The organism is Natrinema versiforme JCM 10478 (assembly GCF_000337195.1).
Classification (GTDB): domain Archaea; phylum Halobacteriota; class Halobacteria; order Halobacteriales; family Natrialbaceae; genus Natrinema; species Natrinema versiforme.
Genome location: NZ_AOID01000005.1, coordinates 69072 through 88227, shown reverse-complemented (window position 1 = coordinate 88227; position 19156 = coordinate 69072). Strand labels below are relative to the sequence as shown.

The following is a 19156-nucleotide window of genomic DNA, read 5'->3' as shown; positions in this document are numbered from 1 at the left end:
TTACCGCCCCCACTCGTAGAACCACCAGCTCCCGCCGAGTAACATGAGTCCCGCACCGAGCGCAGAGGTCGCCGGCTCGGGAAAGACGAACAGCAGAAAGCCGACGACGATCAACACCGCGGGCTCGAGTTCGTTCCAGTAGTCCGAAAACGATGGGAGTGCCATAGCGGACGTTATCGGCCGGCGGTAAAGTACGTGGCCCTGACTCCCGCTGTGCGGCGCTATCGAGTCAGGGGCTGATTGAAGCTCCGCTCGCGCTCCATGACGGTCTCCCAGGTCAGTTCGCACTCACAGGAGACCTGCTCGAAGACCGAGGGGTCCTGCCGGAGATCGAAGTCCTTGATCGCCTTCTGGACGTTGTCGTCACACTCCGTACAGTTATGCGGGCCGCGATCGGAGCCGTGGCCGACCGGGTCCGAGACGACGATGGCGTCGACGTCCGCGGTCTCCTCTAAGACGTGGGCGACCGACCAGAGCCACGGCGGGCGGTAGCCGTCCTCGAAGTAGAGGTCGTCGACCATCGTGTAACGCTGGACGTTACACGGGTTCATCGAGACGGTGTGACAGCCCGCGACGTCGGCACAGCGCTCGATCGAGGAGATCATGTCTTCGACGGCCTCCGATTCCGTGAGGAACGGCGGCTTCATCAGGAGGTAGGCCTTGATGCCCGCCGAAACGTCGTCGCCGGCGGCCTCGTCCCCGGCCGCGGCTTCCGCGCAGGCGTCCTCGAAGTCGGCGAAGTCGAAGTACTTGTTCACGCAGTCGTGGCGCACCCGGTCGGTCGCCGTCTCGAGGCCGATGGCGATGTCCGTATCGAGTCCGTGCTGGGTGAAGTCGCCGATCTTCTCGCGGTCGACGAAATCGGGCAGCGATTCGACGACCATCCGCTCGCGGTCGGCGAAGGTGTCGGCGATCGCCCGGCGGCTCTCCGCGCTGACCTCTCGCTCGTCGAGGAAGGATCCGGAGGTGTAGATCTTGATGAGGTCGGCCGGCTCGTCCGCGTTTTCGGACTCGTGGGCCAGACAGACGTCGATCTGGTCCATCAGGGCCTCGTGGGAGACGCTGCCGCCGTCGACGCTCTCGGCGACGTAGCCACACATCGTACAGCCGCCGGCGCGGGCCCACCGGCAGCCGCCGGTGTTGAGGATAATCGTCAGACTCGACTTGACGCCGTCGGGCGTGTTGTCCTCGTCGAGCCAGACGCGGGTGGGCTCGTGGGGGTCGTAACTGGCCTCCTTTCGCGAGCGGATCTCCCGCATCGCCTGATTGTGGGCGTCCATGCCCTTGCCCTGCTCGTATACCTCGGGCGTGGGTTTACTCATTAGGAAACGAAAAGCGGTCCAGCGCCTAAAGCGCCTTCGTCTGTGCCCGGCCACGGCCGCCGTGCAACGCGGTGGGACAGCAGGGAAGCACACGGAAGACGCGGCTCGAGTTCGCAACGATCTCACAGAAAAACGGAATATTCCGTGCCGCTGAACGCAGGTTAGGCGTCGCTCTCGTTCGCGTCGTCGTCTTCAGTGATTTCGAGATCCGTGTCGCTGTCGTCGCTTGCGTTGTCGTCAGTCTCCGTCTCGTTCATTTCGTCGCCCGACGCCATCGTCTCGTCGCTCTCGACATCCTCGAGTTCGCTCGCGTCTCCGAGCGTGAGGGTGTCACTGGTCGCGTTCTCGATCGTGATCGAGGACGCAGAGAGGGTCGAGATGGTCTCGCCGGAGCTCGCGTTACTCTCGGTGTCCATCTCGTCGGTCATATTGTCTTCCTCCTCGGAGATCTCGAGATCGTCGCTCTCGTTGTCCGCGGACTCGTTGTCGTCCGTGGAGATCTCGAGGTCGTCGGTCTCCGTTTCGTTATCGTCCGTACTGGCGCTGTCGTTCGCTTCCTCGACCGAATCGACGGTCATCGATTCGATCGTGACCTCCTCGGCGTCGAACTGCTCGATCGTGAGTTCCTCGATCTCCTGGGACTCGGTCTCGCTTTCGGTCGACTCGGTGTCGGTCGCGTTGTCGTCCTCGGAGAGTTCGAGATCGGCGCTTTCGTTGTCCATGGACTCGTTGTCGTCCGTGGAGATCTCGAGGTCGTCGCTCTCGTTGTCTGCGGACTCGTTGTCGGCCATCGAGGACTCGTTGCCGGCGTCCTCACCGGCGGTCAGCTCCTCGACGGTCAGCGTCTCGACGTCCATTGTCTCGATGGTGAGGTTCTGAACCGTGACCTCGCTCGCGTTCTCGTCGATCACGGACTCGTTGCTGGCGCTTTCGTTCGCGTCGGTCTCGTTAGCGGACGCGTTCATCTCGTCGTCCGCCGACGCGTTGTCCTCACCGCCTTCTTCGAGTTCCTCAACGGAGACCCCCTCGAGCTCGAGTTGCTCGAGTTGGATGTCCGAGAGGGTCACGTTCTCGCTGCTCGCGTTGGACTCGTTGTCGTCAACGGTCTCGGTAGCGTTCGACTCGGTGTCGTTGCTCTCGAGTTCGTCCTGGAGCGCCGAGACGTTAGCGTCGAACTCCTCGACGTTCAGTTCCTCGATCGTCGCGTTCTCGACCGTGACGTTCTCGAGGTCCAGTGTCTCGACCTGTACGTTCTTGAGGGTCGCGCTCGATTCGGATTCGCTCATGTCTCCGGCGTCGTCGCCAGCGCTCGCTGTCGCACCGGCGAGGGCAGGACCCCCCGCGAGTGCGACCAGCAGCGCGACGAACACAACGCCGATTTTCTGCGGTCGTGAAACCATGCGCTCTCACCTACCCTCGAATGCGGGCTAAAACGAAGCGACTGTTACGGAATTATCTCGGAGAAAACAAGTGTTGGAACCGTGCAACAGTCTCTAATCTCGCGTTCATCTATCGAGACCGACGACGGTCACAGCCGCCACGAAGAACGTATTTCCGTGCCACGATATGGCGCTCATCACCACGGACGAATGCCGTGCTTGTGGCTGCCGGGAGCGACTCGGCCAGTGGGACAGAACGGGGCGTGTATCGCTGCTGTCGGCTACTGACAGGTGTCCGATCACTCTGTCGTAGCCCCAGGCCGGTCGAAATCCGTCATGACTTACGTCGGACGGGCCAACACGGGGCCAATGCGCGAGTGCTTCGAAGTCCGGGACACCGACGCCGGCGGCCGCATCGGCGAACTCACCGTTCCCCGAGCCGACGCCACCGTCGAAACCCCGGCCCTGCTGCCGGTGATCAACCCGAATTTGGATACGATCAGCCCTCGCCGGCTCGCCGACGAGTTCGGCGCGGAGATCCTCATCACGAACTCCTATATCATCCACGGGGACGATACCCTCCGCGAACGCGCGCTCGAGGAGGGCCTCCACGACCTGCTCGATTTCCCGGGCGCGATCATGACCGACTCCGGTTCCTTCCAGCTCTCGGAGTACGGCGAAATCGACGTCACGACCGAGGAGATCCTCGACTTCCAGCACGAGATCGGCTCCGATATCGCCACGCCCGTCGACATTCCGACGCCGCCGGACGTCTCCCGCGACCGCGCTGAGAGCGACCTCGAGACCACCCAGGAACGACTCGAGATCGCCGAGGCCACCGACACTGGCGAGATGCTCGTCAGCGCGCCGGTACAGGGGTCGACCTATCCGGCCCTCCGCGAGCGGGCCGGCAGCCACGCCGAGGGGACCGCTCTCGATGTCTTCCCGGTCGGCGCGGTCGTCCCGCTGATGAACGACTACCGGTACGACGACATGATCGACGTCGTCGCCGCCGCCAAACGCGGGCTGGGTGCCGACGCGCCCGTCCACCTCTTCGGTGCCGGCCATCCGATGATGTTCGCGCTCGCCGTCGCGATGGGCTGTGACCTGTTCGATTCCGCGGCCTACGCGCTGTACGCCCGTGACGACCGCTATCTCACGGTGCGGGGCACCCGGGCTCTCGACGACCTCGACTACCTCCCCTGTTCGTGTGCCGTCTGTACCGAGCACTCGCCGGCCGAGTTGCGCGCGCTCCCCGACGCCGAGCGCGAGACCGAACTCGCCGCCCACAACCTCCACGTCACCTTCGCCGAGATCCGCCGGATCAAGCAGGCGATCCGCGCCGGGAACCTCATGGAACTCGTCGAACAGCGCGCCCGCGCCCACCCGACGATGCTCGACGGCTACCGCACGCTGCTCGATCACGCCGACCAACTCGAGCGCTCGGACCCCGTCTCGAAAAGCGCGTTCTTCTACACCTCCCACGAGAGCGCGCGCCGGCCCGAAGTCGTCCGCCACCACCAGCGCCTCGAGCGGCTCTCCGTCCCCGACTCCCTGCTGCTCACCGAAGGCGACGCGCCCCGCGGCGACGAGTTCGACGACTCGTGGCGGGTCGAACCGCCCTTCGGCCCCTTCCCGCGAGCACTCTCGCGGAGTTACCCGCTCACCGCCGAGGTGCCGGACCGGACCGACCGAGCCGCCCTCGAGGCCGCCGCCGACGGCGTGGGCCGCCTCGTCGAGACGAACCCGGAGACCGCGGTCACCCTCGCCCACCGGGGCTGGCCTGCGGGCGTCCTCGAGCGCGTTCCAGACGGCGTCACGCTCGTGAACCTCGCGTCGGACTGACGGACCTGTCGCTCTCCACCTCGGTGTAACCGAAACCCTGTTTCTGTGCTGTAAATCGCGACGAGACCAGACTACGCGCTCGTCACCGAACCGAGGTCAGGCGCAACGACGACCGGGTGGGCGACCGACGAACCGTCGACCGTGATCGTCACGCTGTCGGACCAGTCGACGGCGATGCTGACGGACTCGGAGACGCCCTCACCTGATGACCCATTGACTGATGGATTCACGATGTCCACCAACCGACCGGGCAGCAACAGGCTGCCGCCGAGACCGGAACATCGAAGACCGAGGCGACGCCGGTTCCGGTATGCTCGGCCCGGCAGTACTCGGCAGCGCCGTCGTCGTCGTACTCGTGATCGGATCGTGGCTGTTCAAGCGGTTCCGCGGCCGGTCCGCGGACGAACGCCAATCGTGGGATCGCCATACGGACGCACAGGAGCGCGACCCGCCAGTCGACATCGGAGACATCGAGGAGACCGCGATCCGCGAGTTCAGCGACCATCACTCCGGCGAGCGGCGAGCGGTCTGTAAAATCGAAGGGTTCGTCGTCTTCGTCGAAGACGTGCCCGCCGACTGCGAACCGACGGACGTGATCCGCCTCAAAATCCTCTCGTTCAACCGCGGTCACACGTCGGCGACGGCGACGCACCTCAAGACCGTATAATCGGCCGTACGCGGTTTCTCGGCAGTAGTTCAGTGCGAACGCGGCGCTACTGTTGCGTTCACTCGCTGTCAAAAAAGATGCAATCCGGTTACGCTGCGAGTGGCCGAGCCGGGACTACGTTCGCTGTCGGAGGACGAGCGCCGTCAGCAGTCCGGCGATCGCGGCGAGTCCGACACCGGCACCGAAGCCGGGAATACTTTCGGAGTCGTCTCCTTCGGTCGTTTCACCGCTCTCGGTGGAGAGACCCAGGTAGTTGCGCATTTCGGCGTTGTCAGGCTCGGGGAACTCCTCGTCCCACTCGCTGGCCTGGTGGACGGTCGTCTCCGAACCGACCACGCCGAGGTGTTCGATGTCAGATTTGGTCGCCGACTCGGTGTCGACGTCGCCCATGTCGTCGACGTGGACGTAGACGGACGCGTTTCCGTCGGTCGTCTCGGTCGCGATTGCGCCGATGCCGACGGTGCTACTGAGGCTATCCGCGACTGCGCTCATGTTCTCGAATTTCGCGCCACCTTCGACGCGAACCGTATTGTCAGTGAGGCTGGCGTCGACGCGGGCGACCTCGAGTTCGGACTCGGAAAGTGCCGAGATGAACTGGTCGGTCTCGGAGCCCGGCTGCGAGGCCGCCGGCCCGGATCGAGCGGACTGTGCCATCGATTCGACCGCTTGACTGGCCAGATCCTGTGCCTCGACGTTGAACGTGCCGTCGACGGCGAGTTCGTCACCGTCGGTGTCGGCGGTCAGACTGAACGTGACATCGTTCGGAGCGTCGACGCCCCGCGACTCGAGTTCGTCGATGTAGGCGACCCAGTTTTCCGTGTCGCTCGTGAGTTCGGCATCGAGCTGGAGTTCGTCGGACGAGGTCTGCTCGACCGAGGCGTCCCACTCGAAGTTCCACGTGAGATCCGCCGCTTGCTGTGCCTCGAGGGACGTTCGGGCGTCCTCGATATCGGACTGGTTCAGCGCCTCGTTCGTCTCCGCCGATTCGGCCAGATCGAGCATGGCGAGCGAGAGTTCGTTGTAGTTCGCGAGCGCGAACTCCCACTCGACGTCGATCGAGCCGTCACGTTCGTTCACCGTGAACTCGGCGGTCTCGATCTCGAGGTCGGTGACGCTGCTTGCGATCTCCTCGGCTTCCGACCGGCTCAGATCCATCGACTGGTCGTTTGCCAGCGTGTCCGTCAGCTGCTCCTCGATCCCGTCTTCGATGCCGGTGTACTCGACCGTGAAGTCGATCTCGAGGCGATCCTGTCCGGTCGATCGCTCCTCGTAGTTGTAGCTCGTGATGTCGATCGTACTCGTTCCGCCCATCCCCGTTGCGAGGTCGCCGTACTGGCTCTGGAGGGTCTGTTTAGCCTGTTCTCGAGTGTCCCAGTCGCTGGACCGGAAGTCGGAAAGGCTGCGCTCTCGGGAGACGTCGACGGTGTAGCCGTCGCTCGTGTCCTCTAGGGAGACGTCCATGTACATCCCGGTATCGCTGGACGCCATCGGGTCGTCGACGGACGCGCTCCCGGCCGTTTCAAGTCGGTCCGCCGTGGCGGTCATGTGGCCGCTCGTACTGACCGCGCCGGTAGACGTGGCGTCGCTATCGAACGTGCCGGTGGCACTCGCATCGAACTCGTTTGTCTCGTCGGAGACCTCGCCGGAAACGTCGACGGAGAGGTCTTGGATGTCGTCCGGCTGTTGCATGACGAGGGAGCCGTCACCGGAGAATCCCTGTTGGTCGAGGATCGCCGAGAAGTTCGCCTCCTCGAGATCCTCGGTGCTGTCGTTGTCTTCGATGTCGTCGACGACCAACATGTGAACCAGCCCTTCGCTGGCGTTCATCCCCAGATTGAACTGGTTGACATCCGTCTCTTCGTCGTCGTACCGGAGGACGGCGCTCCCGTCGTCACGGAGGTACACTTCGTCGGCCGGGTCGAGGTCCGATTCCGCTTGCGAAATCGTGTCGTACGATTCGACGTCGGCAGAGTCGGTCGCTTCGGCGGTCGTCGTCATACCGCCGTAGACGACCGGCAGCCCCATCGACGCGATGCCGACGGCTGCGACCAGCAGGAGGGCGAGGAACGCTCTGCGGGCGTCGGTCGATTGTCGTCTCGAGTCTGTTGAATCCGATGGCATGGTTCTACCTTCGACTACTCACGCATAAAGGTTAATTTTCCATTATTTCATTAGATGGGTTCAGTCACCATGTCTGGAAATACAGGAACAACTAGGGGCGATAAAGAGTGGGGAACAGTGTGGGACTCGCAGTGGATCGCTCGCTGTGACCGATCGACCGCTCGCTATCGACAACCTCTTTCGCTCGCCCCGGCCATATCGGGTATGACCGACTACTTCGAAGTACACGAGCGCGACGGGGCCGCGCGCGTGGGCGAACTCCGCCTCTCCTCGCCGATTTCGACGCCCGCACTCGTCGACGACGTCCTCGAGGACGCGGGTTCGCTCTGGAGCGCCGACCGCGACCTTCCCGACGGCGACGACTCCCAACTCACCGTGCTTCCACACCGGGCGTTCCCCGGCGGCACCGCCGACGAGGTCCGGGAGTCGTTCGGCGTGGACTACCCCGACGTCGACTACCCCAGCGTCGCGGTCGTCTCGAGCGAGAGCCCCGAAGATCACGGCACCGACGCGTACGCGGTCTCGAACGTCCAATCGGTGACCGGCCACGGCGCGGCGCTGGTCGAGGCCGTCGTCGACGCCCGCGAGGCGATTCCGGCCGACACCGCCTTGCTGTTTTCCGGCGTCGCCACGCCCCGGAACGTCGCCCTGCTGGCCTACGCCGGCGTCGACCTGTTCGACGAGACCGCAGCCGTCGTGAAAGGGACCGAAGGCCGGTATCTAACGACCGACGAGGCCTACTTCCTCGAGGACCTCGAGGAACTGCCCTGCTCGTGTCCGGCCTGTCAGCAACCCCGCGAGGAGTTCACCCGCGAGGATTGCGCCGACCACAACCGACACGCCCTCGAGTCGGAACTGGCGATCGTCCGTCGGCGAATCCGAGACGGCCGATTGCGGGACTACGTCGAAGGCCAGGCCCGCCACGATCAGTGGCTTACTGCCGCCATGCGCGAACTCGACTCCCAGTGGGGCTACCTCGAGGAGCGAACGCCGATTCTGCGAGACGCCCAGATCAGCGCCGCGACCAGCGACACCCTGCGACGGGTCGAAATCCAGCGCTTTGCCGACCGGGTGACGACGCGCTACCGGAACCGCTTCAAAAACCCGCTCGTGTTGGTTCCCTGTTCGGCCGCCAAACCCTACAGCGAGTCCCAGAGCCACCGCCAGTTCCACGACGCCATCCAGTGGCGCGCCCACCTCGTGTCGATGACCAGTCCCATCGGCGTCGTCCCGCAGGAACTCGAGACGACCTATCCAGCCCAACACTACGACACCGTCGTCACGGGTCGGTGGTCCGAAGACGAGAAACAGTTCGTGAGCGAGGTCCTCGAGCGGTACCTCGAGCGCAACGAGTACCCCGAGATCATCGCCCACGTCCCCGACGAGGGCTACCGCGACATCGTCGAGCGCGTCGAGGAGCGCCTCGCTCTCGATATCACCTATACGGTTGCGGAGCATCCGACCGACGACGAGTCGCTCGCGAATCTCTCGAGTGCCCTGTCGGGCGAACTCAAATACTCCAAGCGCGAGCGCGAGCACAACACCGTCCGCGCCATCGCGGACTACCTGCTCGGCGACGGAGCCGGCGACGACCTCTTCGAGGACATCCAGACGACCAGTCGCTACCCCAAAATTCAGGTTCGCGACAGCGAGTCGACCCAGCTCGCGACGATGGTTCCCCAGTACGGGACCCTCTCCTTTACCCTCGAGGGCGCGCGCCGCTGGCTCGAGAGCGACGCACCGACGAAGCGCGTCGAGATCGACGGCTTCGTCCCCCACGGCAGCGTGCTCGCGCCGGGGGTCGTCGACGCCGACGAGGACATCCGCGTCGGCGACGAGGTGGTCGTCGAAGGGCCGAAGGCCTTCGCCGTCGGCCGCGCCGAGATGTTCGGCGGCGAGATGGCCGACAGCACGCGCGGCGTCGCCTGCGAGGTCCGCCACGTCGAAGAGAAGTAGCCCGCACCGAGGCGACCGCGCGACTACGGGTCCGGGTCCGTATCGGACCAGCCATCGGACTCGCCGCTATCGGAGACAGTCTCCCCACAAGACGGACACCGGCGGCCGTTCACGAAGCCGTTGACCGCCCGCCCACACATCGGACACTCCCAGAGTCTCGAGGTCGAAGCTCCCGTCACTGTCTCGCTGTGATTCTATCAACTCTGATAACACTTTTCCCGCGTCTCAATGAGAGAGAGCAGCGGGTCGAACGACTCCGCTTGTAGGCGGCACTGAGTCTCGAGACGCGAGCGGGAAAGGGCACGGCTCACCCACCCGAACACTCCTTGAGTAAGTGCTCGCGATAGACCGCTGCGGGGACCGCCTCGCCACAGAGATCGCACTCGCGGTACTCACTGCTTCGATTGTCCGTCACGGCTCGACCTGACGCGGCCATCGGAATAACGGCCGTGCTTCCCACCGATCGCCCGCTTCTCGTTTTCACAGTCTTCCCGTTTTCCCTCGAGTGCGCTCGAGCCGTCGGTTACTCCGGGTTTCGGACCGGTCTGTTCCCGCGACAAACTGTCAAATCGTATATTTGTATTAAATACTGAGACGGCGTACGTAGTATCGGTGACTCCGATGACCAGTACCACAGCATCCACCGGACACGACGAGGGCTACTCCCTCGAGAACGAATGGCGAACGCTCGCGATCGCGGGTGTCGCCATCGGTTTGATCGGGCTCCTCGCGATGGCCATCCCGATGGTCACCGGGCTCTCGATGACGATCGCCCTCGGCGTGCTCCTCGTTGCAGGCGGGATCGTCCACGGCGTTCACGCGTTTACCGACCGCAGCCGGCGCGGCGGAATCTGGCAGGCCACACTCGCGGTCGTCTCGATGATCGCCGGGATCGCCGTCCTCGCGGCACCCGCGGTCGCGCTCATCACCCTGACGCTGGCGCTCGTAGCGTACTTCGCCGTCGACGGCGTCGCAGAACTCGCGGCAGCGGCGCGAATGGCTGGCACTCCCGGCCGGACGTCGATCGCCGTCAGCGGCGTCGCCTCGATCGTCCTCGCCGCGCTCCTCTGGGTCGGGTTCCCGGCCACCGCGGCGTGGGCGATTGGCCTGCTCGTCGGCATCAACCTCCTCGTGACCGGGCTCTCGATGGTGGCCGTCGCGATGGCCGCCCGCCCGCTCGAGGACGCCACCCCGCCCGCGACCGAACCTCGCGGGACGTGATTGTTTTTCGAACTGTCAAACTACACTTCACTTATAATACGCGACGAGGTCTTTCCGTCGCACTGTCGTCTCACCCTCGAGCGAGAGCACCGAGCGCCACGAGTGAACTGGGCTCAATGAGCGGAACGAACGGTTATTGGGTGCGGAACCCCGAACGCGGATGTGAACCTCTCGATCGTCGATCTCGCGCCGGTTCGCGACGGGGACAGTGCGACCGATGCGTACGCTAACACGGTCGCCCTCGCCCAGAGGGCCGAGGACCTCGGCTACTCGCGGTTCTGGGTGGCCGAGCACCACGGGATGGCCGACTCCATCGCGAGCACGACCCCGGAGACGCTCATCGCGTATCTCGCGGCCGAAACCGACGAGATCCGGATCGGGTCCGGGACGGTCCTGCTCAACCACTACCAGCCGTTCAAAGTGGCAGAGACGTTCGGCTCTCTCGACGCGCTGGCACCGGGCCGTGTCGACCTCGGTCTCGGCCGAGCGACCGGGATTCCGGCCGCCGACCGTGCGCTGGGGACCGACCGGCAGAAACGCAACCCCGACGAGGACCACGCCGAGAAGATCGAAGCGACGGTCAATCACCTCTACGACGGGTTCGACGACGACCATCCCTACGCCGAGTTGACGCTCCCGCGGTCGGCCGACGACACCCCGGAGACGTGGGTCCTCGGCTCGAGTCCCTCGAGCGCCGAAATCGCCGGTGAGCTCGGCCTTCGATACTGCTTCGCTGGGTTCATCCGGCCGAATCTCGCCGAACAGGCGTTCGAGACCTATCGAGCCAACTTCGAGCCCTCGCCGCTCGCGGCGGGGCCGGACGAGCCGACGGGGATGCTCGCGCTGAACGTGGCCTGTGCCGAAACCGACGAGGACGCGGCCAGGCTTCGGGCGAGCGCCGAGGCGTCCTATCAGCGGATGCGCCGCGGCGTCGTCGGGTCGCTGCCGCCGGTCGAGGAGGCCGTCGACGAACTCGGCGGCGTCCCGGAGCCGACGCCGAATCCGCTCCCGGCCCGCGACCGGCCGCGTGCGATCTCCGGCAGCCCGGACACGGTGGCCGACCTGCTCGAGCAACTGACCGAGCAGGTCGGTGTCGAAGACGTCATGGTGCAGAATCTGATCGCCGACCACGACGACGTGGTGCGTTCTCACGAACTGCTCGCCGACGCCGTCGGAATCTAAGAAAGGCGAACGCGGGTCGCTACTCGCCGAAGACGGACGTGAAGAACTTGCGTTCTGCCGTCCGCAGGTGCTGGTTGAACGTCGCCGGCGCGATCCCGAGGCGTTCGGCGATCTCCTCGCCCGTGCTCCCGCGGGGCCAGTCGAAATAGCCCGCGAAGAACGCCGTCTCGAGGGCGGCCCGCTGTTTGTCGGTTAGTTCTTCTTCGAGGACCGACGAGGAGCCGGAATCGCTGCGCTCGCCGCGTTCGGTGGTGCGCTGGGCGAGGTAGGTCACGTCGTCGCGCTGGGTCCTGATGAGTTCGATCATCTGTCGGGTGTCCCGCCCGCGCGGGAGTTCGACGACAAAGCGGAACTCCCCGTCGCTGATCGTCGCCGACGCCACGCGGCCGCCGTGGGTCGCGATCGTCTCGAACAGCGAGACGGCTGCGGGTGCGACGAGTTCGAACTCGAGTTCGTCGCGCCTGACCGAGAGGAATCGCACGTCGCCGATCCCGTCGGTTTCGTCGATGGTATCGGTAAACTCCTCCTGTGAGACCCCGCGTGCCGTGCCGTAGGCCAGTAGTGCCTCGTCGCCGCCGACCAACTGCTCGAACTCGATCGTACACGACTCCCGTGCCGAGAGGGCGACCAGTTCTTCGGCCATGTCTTCGACGCGGAACTCGAGTTCGACGACGGCGTCGCTGACCAGCGCGTCTTTGCGTTCGATCGCCGTGATGGCGTGGGCGATGACGTCGCCGATCCGGGCGAGGACGGCGGTCTCCGGCCCTTCGAACGCCCGCGATGACGACGAGTAGACGCACAACACGCCGTACACGAGGTCCTCGTGGACGATCGGGATCGCCGCGGAGGACCGGTAGTCGCGGGCGCGTGCCTGCTCTCGCCACGGCTCGAACTCGGGGGCGGTCTGGGCGTTGTTCATGACCTGTACCTGCCCGGTCCGGATCGCCGTTCCCGCGGGCCCTTGCCCGCTCTCGTCGGCTTCGTCGACGGAGACGTCGATCTCCTCGAGATAGCCCTCCTCGACGCCGGCCGCAGCCTTCGCGACGACGCGGTCGCTACCCGGGTTGACCCCGCCGATCCACGCGAACCGGTAGGCGTCGGAGCCGGCGAGCCGATCGCAGACCTGCTGTTCGAGCTCCGCCCGCGTCTCGGTCGTGATCACCGCGTGGGTGATGTCGTGGCCGATCCGGTTGAGCCGGTTGAGCGCCTCGAGTTGCTCGCGTTGCTGGCGGCGTTCGCGCTCCTGTCTGGCGCGCTCGATCGCGTGGTGGATCGTCCGCACCAGCAGTTCGCTGGTCACCTCGTCTTTGACGAGGAAGTCCTGTGCGCCGCGTTGGATCGCCTCGACGCCGACCTGCTGGTCGCGGACGCCGGTCAGGACGACGATCGGCGTCTCGCCCGTCTCCTCGTGGACCGTCTCGAGGGTCGAGAGCCCCTCGCTGTCGGGGAGGTTCAGATCGAGCAAGACGATATCCGTGGGCTCGGCGTGGGCCGTCTCGAGTCCGTCCTCGAGGCGGTTTTCGCGGGAGATTTCGGGCGTCTGGCCGGTGGCTTCGCCGGGGCTCACCCGCTGGGCGAGTTCCTCGGTGTCCCGGAGCATCTCCTGGATGAGCCGGGCGTCGCCGGGGTTGTCCTCGATGAGGAGGATGCGGAGCGTATCGGCCGCCTCCGCGTCTTGCTCGCTCTCGGCTTGGGTATCCGTCTCGCTCATTGGCCATCGACCTCGGGGGGCAGCCGCACGACCGAAAACCAGAACTTCTCGAAGGCGCGGACGGTCTCGATGAACTCGTCGGGATCGACCGGTTTCGTGAGGTAGGCGTTGGCGTGCAGTTCGTAGGACTTGACGATGTCTTCCTCCGCCCGCGAACTCGTCAGGACGATTACCGGAATCGATCGCAGCGCCGGATCGTCTTTGAGTTCCTCGAGGACGTCCTCGCCGTCCTTGCCGGGGAGGTTGAGATCCAGCAGGACCAGGTCCGGCCGCGGCGCGTCGGCGTACTCGCCGCGCTGGGAGAGGAAATCCAGCGCCTCGGTGCCGTCGGAGACGACGTGCAGGGCGTTCTCGATCCGGCCCTGTTTGAACGCCTCCTTGGTCAGGCGCACGTCGCCGGGATTGTCCTCGACCAGCAGGATCTGTGCCGGCTCGGCCTGAAAGCCGTCTGACTCACTCATCGGTCCGTCCGTCGGTGTCCGCATCGGTCTCGAGTGGCGTCGCTGCTTCCGCGTCCGTGTCGGGAACGGCCGGGAGTGCGACCGCGAACGTCGTCCCCTCGCCGGGGACCGACTGGACGGTGATCTCGCCGTCGTGGCGCTCGACGATCCGCTGGCAGAGCGCGAGGCCGATCCCGGTGCCGGCGTACGTCTCGTGGCTGTGGAGTCGATCGAACACCCGGAAGATGCGATCCGTGTCGTCCGGATCGATCCCGATCCCCCGATCGCGAACTGAAACCATCCATCTTGCCCCGTCTTTCTCCGCGAATACGGATATACGTGGGGTTCCGTCGCCCGAATAGGTAATCGCGTTATCGAGCAGGTTCTGGAACAACTGGCGGAGCTGACCGGGGTCACCGTGGACCCGAGGCAGCGAGCCGATGTCGATCTCGGCGTCGGTCTCGTCGATCCGTACCTCGAGGTCGGCGAGGACATCCGCGACGACGGCGTCGATATCGACGGGGCGGAACGAATCGCCCTGCGTGTCGACCCGGGAGTACTGGAGGAGGCCGTCGATCATCTCCTGCATTCGGGTGGCCCCGTCGACGGCGTACTCGATGAACTCCTCGCCGTCCGCGTCGAGTTCGTCGGCGTACCGGCGCTCGACCAGCGTCAGGTAACTCGAGACCATCCGCAACGGCTCTTGGAGGTCATGGGAGGCGGCGTAGGCGAACTGCTCGAGCCGTCGGTTGGACTCCTCGAGGTCGTCGACCACTCCCTCGAGCGTGCGCTCGTACTCCCGCTGGGCGGTCACGTCCCGTCCGATGCCGGTGACGACCGGCTCGCCGTCCAGGTTCTCGAGCGCCGAGGCGACGAACTCGTAGGGGACTTCCGTGCCGTCTTTGGTCTGGATCGTCGCTTCGACGCGCGTGTGGCCGGTTTCGAAGGCCTCCCCGATCGCGGCCGTGATATCGGTCGCGTCCTCGTCGCCGAAGAACTCGAGGGAGTGCATCGACGCGATTTCTTCGTCCGTGTACCCCGTGACCTCGGTGAGCGTCTCGTTCCACCGCGTGAGATCACCGGTCTCGTCGAGGACGTAGAACACGTCGTCGATCGCGTCGAGCACGTCGTCGGTGTACTGCTTGAAGCGCTCGAGGCGGGATTCGCGCTCGCGCAGTTGGCGCTGTTTCGCCTTGGCCTCGGTGACGTCTTGGACCATGACCATCCCGGCGAACACCTCGTCGCCCTCGTCCTCGATCGGCACCGCGTGGGCCGACCACTCGCGGCCGTGCAGACTGAACTCGAACGACCGATGCTCGCCCTCGAGAGCCGCCCGAAAGTTCGTTTCGAACGTTTCGCGCGTTTCGCCCTCGTAGCGTTCCTGAACCGTCTGCCCGACGAACTCGGACACGGAGATGTCCATCTCCGCGAGTATTTCGCCGCCGGCCAGCGTGTACTCCAAGTCCTCGTCGAACAGCGCGACGATTCCGTTCGGGAAGTGCTCGACGAGGGTCCGATACCGGTGCTCGCTCTCCGCCAAGTCACGCTGGTAGGCCTGGCGCTCGAGTTCGTTGCTGATCCACTGGGTCGCGAGTTCGACGAACGACCGCTCCGCCGGCGTGAACGGCCTCGAGCGGGCCGACTCGTCTTCGAAGCAGAGCGTCCCGTAGAGGTCGCCGTCGACGAGGATTCGGCCGCCGAGATAGGAATCGAGGCCCCACTCGTCGTAGGCGTCCTCGTCGATCCCATGCTCGAGCGGCGAGTCGGTAAACGCGAGCAGGTCGTCCGATTCGATGGTCCGCCCGCAGTAGGCGGTCGACAGCGACGACACCGTCCCTGCCCGGAGTCCGTCGGTCCCGCCGCTGGCGTGGGTCACTTCGAAGCGGTCGTTTGCCTTGTCGATCCGCGCTAAAAAGCCGCCCTCGAGCCCGAGCCGCTCGCGGCCGAGCGCAAGCAGGTCGTCCACCCTCTCGTTGAACGTCCGCTCCCCGTCGGCGGTGATGGCATAGAGCCGCTGCAAGGTGCGGTTCGTCTCCGCCAGTTCCCGCTCGGTCGCTTTCCGCCCGGAGACGTCCCGGAAGTAGACCGACAGCCCCGTCTCCGTGGGATACGCGTGGACCTCGAACCACGTCTCGAGGGGCGGGAAATACGCCTCGAACTGCGTCGGTTCCTGGGTCTCCATTGCTCGACGGTACTCCGTTTCGAACGCCGAATCGACCGCCTCCGGAAACGCCTCCCAGAGGGTCTCGCCGAGCAGTCCCTCGTCGTCGGGGTCGATCAGTTCCCGCGCGCGCTCGTTGACGTATGTCATCGTCCAGTCCATATCGAGCCCGAAGAACGCGTCCGTGATTCGGTCGAACGCCGCCTCGGATTCCGTCTCGAGCCGTTTGCGGTCGGTAACGTCCTCGACGGCGAAGACGGCGCTCGTCACCTCGCCGTCTGCGGTCCGCCGCGGCGAGCCGTTGACCGAGAGCCAGACGCGCCCGCCGTCCGGCCGCCGGACGTTCACCTCGAGGTCGAGCACGTCCTCCCCGCGCTCGAGGACTCGTTCGAACGGCAGCTCGGCCGGCGGAATCCGGGTCCCCGATTCGTCTCGAGGATCCCAGCACGGATCGTCGTCCGAGAGCGCGGTGATCTCGGCCCGCGTTCGGCCGAGTATTTCCGCGGCGCGCTCGTTGGCGAACTCGACGTTGCCGTCGGCACCGACGACGGTGATCCCCGTCGGACTCGTCTCGAGGATACCGTCCGCGACCGCGTCGGTCGGGGGGTCCTCCCGGTGGTCCCGCTCGTTTTCGATCGCGGACTCGAGGAGGGCCGCGATATCCGCGAGGAAGTCGGCCTCGTGATCGCCGAACTCGCGGGCCGCCACCGAATGGCCGACCAGCACGCCCCACGGCTCCGTCGCGTCGCCGATCGTGACACCGAGTCGCCGGACACACTCGGCGTCCGCGAGCGGGGTAGGTTCGGCCTCCGCATCGCCGCGTCCAGCGGCCGTAACGACCGACTTCGGCTCCTCGAGCGGTGGGCCGGCCCACGATTCGGGCGCGGTCGATACCGCCGTCGAGCCGACGGCTCCTCGCTCCCAGCCGACCCCCGCGCGCAGCACTGCCGTGTCGCCGTCCGGCCGCAGTTCGAGGACGGAACAGGCGTCGATCTCGAGCGTCTCCGCGACGACCGCAGCCGTGTCGGCGAGCGTCCCGTCGAGATCGGGTGACTCGAGGGCCCGCCGGCCGAGGTCCGCGACGGCCTCCCGGTGACGGAGCCGCGAACGGAGAGAATCTGCTGACGAATCAGCGGCAGCCATATTACCCCGAAAAAGACCGGCGAACGGTGTAAACCTAGCGCTCAAATCACACGCGAGAGAGACGCTCGAGTCGAAATTACAGTCATCTCGGCGTGAACGACTTCCCACCTGACTCGAACGGGTCGGCGTCGCCGATTCCCGGTTCCGGCGCGGCTAGTGCTCCCCTGGGAACCGAACCCGAATCGCAATCCCGTCCGGATCGTCCACCTCGATGCCGTCCTCGATCTCGGTGATCGCCGCGCCGCCGTCGGCGAGTCGCGCCCGAACCGTCTCGAGTGCGTCCGCGTCCGGAACGAGGACCTCGAACCACGCCAGCCCCAGTCCACCGGCCGCGTCCGCCGCGTCCGACCGCCGATTCCAGGTGTTCAGCCCGACGTGGTGGTGGTAGCCGCCCGCCGAGACAAAGCGCGCACCGGGCGCGAACGACATCGACACGTCGAACCCCACCAGGTCGACGTAGAACGTCTCCGCGTCCTTGAGCGAGGACACCTCGAGATGGATGTGACCGAGGGTCGTCCCGCCGGGTGCCGATCGGGAGTCCGTCGCGTCCGCGTCGTCCGCCGCCGCTGCGACCGCGTCGAGATCCAGCGGGCCGCCGGCCGCTCGGATCGTCCCGTCGTCGGTCCGCGGCCACGCCTCCCGCGGCCGATCGCGGTAGATCTCGACGCCGTTACCCGCCGGATCGGTGCAGTAAAGCGCCTCGCTGACCCCGTGGTCGGAGGCTCCGTCGAGGGTCCAGCGGTCTCGAATTCGCTCGAGTGCGGCCCCGAGGCCTGCACGCGATGGGACGCGGAACGCGTTGTGGTAGAGTCCCGCACGCTGTGCATCTCGTGGCTCGGGCTCGGCGGTCGAGGCTGCGAGTACCTCGAGCAGCGGCGCGTCGTCGACGCCGAGCGTCGCCCGGGTTTCGTCGCGGTCCAGTACGCGGAGGCCGACGATATCGCGATAGAACTCGATCGTCGCAGCGAGATCGGCGACGCGAAGTGCGGTCCGGCCGAGGCGGGTGTCAGCCGGCAGCGCCGAAGATCGGCTCATACACCACTATTGGACACCGGCGAAGTGGCTCTTACGGCCCGTCGGAGATCGACCGGGTGACGTCGCTACTCGCCGTCGTCCCCGCCGGGACCGTCGATGAGTCGGTAGGTCCGTCCCCGACGCTCCCCGACGGCCTCGATCAGGTCGTAGTGGACCATCTTCGTCAGGTAGTTGCGCAGCGTTCGGTTCCTCGACGCAGCGTTCGTACTCCGCGTAGAGGTCCCCGGGCTCGATCTCGCCGGCCTCGTCGATCACGTCGTACAGCACCCGCTGTGTTCGATCAGGCCCTCTACAGTCTTCTGGCGGATCGCCGTCCGGGCGTCCGGAATCGCCGCTTCGAGCACGTCGTCCGTAATCGATGCCACCCCTGTCGTTCCGCCCGGCGAGCGGCCGACCGGAGGATACCGATTCCGACGCGGGCGTCACCCGACGCGGCGTCGGCGATCACACCGGACCGATTCGTTCTCAACGGTAATAAACGACGCCGGGCCGGTTCCGATACTTCCGAAACCCACCCGATTCGATATCGCAGTATGTGATTTATCGAGTGGACCCGAGGCCGTTTCGGCGGACAACGACAGCAATCTCGAACGGGACGAACGGCGCTCAACAGGTGGACGCTCTCGGATTTTCGGAAACTGGAAGCAAAACGCTCTCTCGAGTGTCCCCAGCCGATTCGACCACCGTCCTGTAGTCGGCCGATTCGAAAGCCGTTCGGTCTCGCTCGAGCGAACCGGCGGTTTCGCGACGGCAGTGATACCGCCATCTGTTTGCGACCGAACCGGCTGTCGTCGAGTCCGGCTCGCGCGAAGTGTGAATCGGCAAGCCGATCTAGAACAGAATCTCCGACTGGACACGATTCCGGTCTCGAGACCCACCGGACCTCGCGCGTTCACTGTCGGTGCCGCGGCGACTGGCTCCGAACGAGCCCGAATCGTGATCGCTGGTAGCCGGGAGAGTACCGCTTTCCGTT

General features: G+C 65.6%; 14 protein-coding genes and 1 pseudogene. 5 read left to right on the top strand and 10 right to left on the bottom strand.

Features of this window, described 5'->3' with window-relative positions; all coding sequences use genetic code 11:
* The 3 genes from C489_RS22010 to C489_RS01290 all read right to left on the bottom strand — a co-directional run bounded on the left by C489_RS22010 (position 1) and on the right by C489_RS01290 (position 2722).
* Positions 1–165, bottom strand: a complete 165-nt coding sequence (locus tag C489_RS22010) for a hypothetical protein (protein WP_006429288.1) — start codon at positions 163–165, stop codon at positions 1–3.
* A gap of 56 nt (positions 166–221) precedes the next feature.
* A complete protein-coding gene (locus C489_RS01295) occupies positions 222–1322 on the bottom strand; it encodes an archaeosine biosynthesis radical SAM protein RaSEA (protein WP_006429287.1) in 1101 nt (366 codons plus the stop codon).
* 161 nt (positions 1323–1483) lie between these two features.
* Complete coding sequence (locus C489_RS01290) at positions 1484–2722, bottom strand: midas domain-containing protein (RefSeq protein ID WP_006429286.1); 1239 nt, start codon at positions 2720–2722, stop codon at positions 1484–1486.
* Between the two features lie 348 nt (positions 2723–3070).
* On the opposite strand from C489_RS01290, the gene tgtA reads away from it, so the two are divergent.
* Positions 3071–4546, top strand: coding sequence for a tRNA guanosine(15) transglycosylase TgtA (tgtA, locus tag C489_RS01285; RefSeq protein WP_006429285.1), 1476 nt, complete (start codon positions 3071–3073; stop codon positions 4544–4546).
* A gap of 71 nt (positions 4547–4617) precedes the next feature.
* Here the strand turns inward: tgtA and C489_RS21810 are convergent, their stop codons facing one another.
* Positions 4618–4776, bottom strand: coding sequence for a hypothetical protein (locus C489_RS21810; RefSeq protein WP_160163626.1), 159 nt, complete (start codon positions 4774–4776; stop codon positions 4618–4620).
* 80 nt (positions 4777–4856) lie between these two features.
* On the opposite strand from C489_RS21810, the gene C489_RS01280 reads away from it, so the two are divergent.
* On the top strand, positions 4857–5213 hold the full coding sequence (locus C489_RS01280) for a TRAM domain-containing protein (RefSeq protein ID WP_006429284.1): 357 nt from the start codon (positions 4857–4859) through the stop codon (positions 5211–5213).
* A 114-nt stretch (positions 5214–5327) separates the two neighbouring features.
* Here C489_RS01280 and C489_RS01275 read toward each other — a convergent pair whose 3' ends face one another.
* Complete coding sequence (locus tag C489_RS01275; RefSeq protein WP_006429283.1) at positions 5328–7334, bottom strand: hypothetical protein; 2007 nt, start codon at positions 7332–7334, stop codon at positions 5328–5330.
* A 204-nt stretch (positions 7335–7538) separates the two neighbouring features.
* Between C489_RS01275 and arcS the strand changes: the two genes are divergently transcribed.
* The 3 genes from arcS to C489_RS01260 all read left to right on the top strand — a co-directional run bounded on the left by arcS (position 7539) and on the right by C489_RS01260 (position 11693).
* On the top strand, positions 7539–9290 hold the full coding sequence (gene arcS, locus C489_RS01270; protein ID WP_006429282.1) for an archaeosine synthase subunit alpha: 1752 nt from the start codon (positions 7539–7541) through the stop codon (positions 9288–9290).
* A 621-nt stretch (positions 9291–9911) separates the two neighbouring features.
* Complete coding sequence (locus C489_RS01265) at positions 9912–10511, top strand: HdeD family acid-resistance protein (protein WP_006429280.1); 600 nt, start codon at positions 9912–9914, stop codon at positions 10509–10511.
* Between the two features lie 162 nt (positions 10512–10673).
* A complete protein-coding gene (locus C489_RS01260) occupies positions 10674–11693 on the top strand; it encodes an LLM class flavin-dependent oxidoreductase (RefSeq protein WP_006429279.1) in 1020 nt (339 codons plus the stop codon).
* Between the two features lie 19 nt (positions 11694–11712).
* Here C489_RS01260 and C489_RS01255 read toward each other — a convergent pair whose 3' ends face one another.
* The 5 genes and pseudogenes from C489_RS01255 to C489_RS01235 form a co-directional block, all read right to left on the bottom strand.
* Positions 11713–13404: a bacterio-opsin activator domain-containing protein gene (locus tag C489_RS01255; RefSeq protein WP_006429278.1), complete on the bottom strand. Its 1692-nt coding sequence runs from the start codon at positions 13402–13404 to the stop codon at positions 11713–11715.
* On the bottom strand, positions 13401–13865 hold the full coding sequence (locus C489_RS01250; RefSeq protein WP_006429277.1) for a response regulator: 465 nt from the start codon (positions 13863–13865) through the stop codon (positions 13401–13403). The genes C489_RS01255 and C489_RS01250 overlap by 4 nt, the downstream gene beginning before the upstream one ends.
* On the bottom strand, positions 13858–17148 hold the full coding sequence (locus C489_RS01245; RefSeq protein ID WP_006429276.1) for a PAS domain-containing protein: 3291 nt from the start codon (positions 17146–17148) through the stop codon (positions 13858–13860). The genes C489_RS01250 and C489_RS01245 overlap by 8 nt, the downstream gene beginning before the upstream one ends.
* 153 nt (positions 17149–17301) lie before the next feature.
* Positions 17302–18183: a VOC family protein gene (locus C489_RS01240; RefSeq protein ID WP_006429275.1), complete on the bottom strand. Its 882-nt coding sequence runs from the start codon at positions 18181–18183 to the stop codon at positions 17302–17304.
* Positions 18184–18248: 65 nt separating this feature from the next.
* Positions 18249–18628, bottom strand: a pseudogene (locus tag C489_RS01235) (AAA family ATPase); the annotation flags it as partial.
* Positions 18629–19156: the final 528 nt, after the last annotated feature.

Excerpts from the sequence above, each read along its gene's own strand:
- C489_RS22010 (WP_006429288.1), bottom strand. The coding sequence starts at position 165 with ATGGCACTCCCATCGTTTTCGGACTACTGGAACGAACTCGAGCCCGCG.
- C489_RS01295 (WP_006429287.1), bottom strand. The coding sequence starts at position 1,322 with ATGAGTAAACCCACGCCCGAGGTATACGAGCAGGGCAAGGGCATGGAC.
- C489_RS01290 (WP_006429286.1), bottom strand. The coding sequence starts at position 2,722 with ATGGTTTCACGACCGCAGAAAATCGGCGTTGTGTTCGTCGCGCTGCTG.
- tgtA (WP_006429285.1), top strand. The coding sequence starts at position 3,071 with ATGCGCGAGTGCTTCGAAGTCCGGGACACCGACGCCGGCGGCCGCATC.
- C489_RS01280 (WP_006429284.1), top strand. The coding sequence starts at position 4,857 with ATGCTCGGCCCGGCAGTACTCGGCAGCGCCGTCGTCGTCGTACTCGTG.
- C489_RS01275 (WP_006429283.1), bottom strand. The coding sequence starts at position 7,334 with ATGCCATCGGATTCAACAGACTCGAGACGACAATCGACCGACGCCCGC.
- arcS (WP_006429282.1), top strand. The coding sequence starts at position 7,539 with ATGACCGACTACTTCGAAGTACACGAGCGCGACGGGGCCGCGCGCGTG.
- C489_RS01265 (WP_006429280.1), top strand. The coding sequence starts at position 9,912 with ATGACCAGTACCACAGCATCCACCGGACACGACGAGGGCTACTCCCTC.
- C489_RS01255 (WP_006429278.1), bottom strand. The coding sequence starts at position 13,404 with ATGAGCGAGACGGATACCCAAGCCGAGAGCGAGCAAGACGCGGAGGCG.
- C489_RS01250 (WP_006429277.1), bottom strand. The coding sequence starts at position 13,865 with ATGAGTGAGTCAGACGGCTTTCAGGCCGAGCCGGCACAGATCCTGCTG.
- C489_RS01245 (WP_006429276.1), bottom strand. The coding sequence starts at position 17,148 with ATGGCTGCCGCTGATTCGTCAGCAGATTCTCTCCGTTCGCGGCTCCGT.
- C489_RS01240 (WP_006429275.1), bottom strand. The coding sequence starts at position 18,183 with ATGAGCCGATCTTCGGCGCTGCCGGCTGACACCCGCCTCGGCCGGACC.